This is a genomic window from Flavobacterium rhizophilum, assembly GCF_046000485.1.
Lineage (GTDB): Bacteria > Bacteroidota > Bacteroidia > Flavobacteriales > Flavobacteriaceae > Flavobacterium > Flavobacterium rhizophilum.
The window spans coordinates 1-1,872 of record NZ_JBELQB010000025.1 but is presented as its reverse complement, the minus strand read 5'-3'; the positions used below and the strand labels follow the sequence as shown (position 1 = coordinate 1,872).

The following is a 1,872-nucleotide window of genomic DNA, read 5'->3' as shown; positions in this document are numbered from 1 at the left end:
CTACTTTTTCCTTTATTTCGGTTTGGTTACCATTGGCATCATAGTCTATCTCCTTGTGCCTTACACGGGGATCATTCCCGGGAACACTTACCCACGACGGATATTCGGTAATCTTTCTTGGTGCATGCGGCTGCTGGTAGCCATAACTACCATTTTGATACATTAAGTTATTATAAAACCTTAAAAATAGAAAAGACGACCTGTTGGTCGTCTCTTTTTTAATCAAAATTTTCAATTTAACACTGTTTTTCAAATGGTTACATTGTAATTTTATCAAAAAACCTAATCTGATACATTACCAAATAGTCTACAGTGAATCCCATACTTTTTTCTCAACAGGCAAGGAATCTAAGTATTTAAATTCAAGCCCTTTATCAATTGTAAGGTTTAAGCTATCACTTAATGTTTTAATTTTTTTATATTTAAAATCATCAGCTTTCATTAAATCTAAATCCTCTACATTATATTTTAGCTTTGCTTTCAAAAAATATTCTTTTAATGCAACAGAGTCTTTAGGATTTCCTAATGAAATAATAGGTTCATCTACAGTTTTTAAAAAATAATATTTATTGCTTATTGGTGATATAGGAATATAGCCATCTCCTTGAAATAAAAACGTTAAGGTATCTTTTGTATTCTCCATATAGAAACCAATATCTTTACTTCGGTTTTCGTAAGGTTCTTTATCATAAAGAAATACAGTATCTTTTGATTCATTTTTTATTTTAACCTTAAGAAATATTGTATTCCCTTCAAACTCATTAATTACAATAACTTTTTCAAGTTTAAATTTTAATTGATTTTTACAATCAATTAGGTTCTTCTCTTTTGCTTTTCGACATGAATATATTGAGCAAATTAGAAATATTCCTAGCATTAATTTTTTCATTTGTCTAAATCTTTTCCTGTTTGACCTTTATATACCTTTCTTAAATCCTTTTTATAAGTTTCGGTAGTGTTTATCCATGATGAATGTCTACTTTGATTATAAATAGCTTTAGCATGTTCTGAATTATGGCCTCCAGGCACCTTATTTATATGATGCTGGTCCCATTCATGAAACCATGTGTTTTGTAAGTTTTCTACTGTAAAATCATGTCCACCAAACTCTATTAAATTATAAGTTATACGAGGCACACCTTCAGATGTATCATATAATGCTCTAGATGATATATTCTTTGCTTTATTTGCATTTGCATATTCAGTCTTATCTGTTTGATAATTTTGTTTATAAAAAACAGCAGATGTTTTTCCGTTTAAAAGGTTACTTGGGTCAAAATCTACTCCATCAGTAAAAGAGATCACATGAGTAAGAGCATTATTTACCATATCTATTTCATTTTGAGTATATCCATCTTCTCTAACTTGATTCAGAGTCATCCCAGAAGCAAGAGCAACATCATGACTTATTGATGATGCAGATGCAGAACCGTCAGTACTTTTATCTCCACCAACTCTACCTCCTAAATTATTGAAAACCACTTCATCCATAAATATAATCTCTCCATTAAAGCCCTGATCATCATTACCTAAATAATTTCCATTAAAATCATAAATTGGACTCGCTTGCATCCCAGTAGGGTCTGTTAAAATTATAGGGTTATTATAACAATATCCATAAGAACTCATTGTTTTCTCCGCCAATGGATCTACTCCTATAAATATACTCAACTTAGGGTCATAATACCTAGCTCCATAATAATAATTTCCAGTTTCCTCATCATATTCCTTACCGTTAAACTTAAACGGTGTGTTAAACGAATTAATGTGCTCGTCAACCAGCATTTCACCAAACGGCATATACTCTATATGCTGGCTCACATTACCAGCTAAGTTACTGATATAACTTGAACTACCCAAGTGATCAGGATG

3 protein-coding genes are annotated in these 1,872 nt (G+C 31.1%); all 3 read right to left on the bottom strand.

What is annotated here, in order from left to right; genetic code table 11:
• Window positions 1-235: hypothetical protein (locus ABS768_RS17505; RefSeq protein ID WP_408076242.1), on the bottom strand; the 235-nt coding region annotated here is incomplete at its 3' end.
• A gap of 72 nt (window positions 236-307) precedes the next feature.
• On the bottom strand, window positions 308-889 hold the full coding sequence (locus tag ABS768_RS17500; RefSeq protein ID WP_408076241.1) for a hypothetical protein: 582 nt from the start codon (window positions 887-889) through the stop codon (window positions 308-310).
• Window positions 886-1,872 (bottom strand): RHS repeat domain-containing protein (locus ABS768_RS17495; protein WP_408076240.1); only part of this gene is annotated, 987 nt, incomplete at its 5' end. The genes ABS768_RS17500 and ABS768_RS17495, both read right to left, overlap by 4 nt.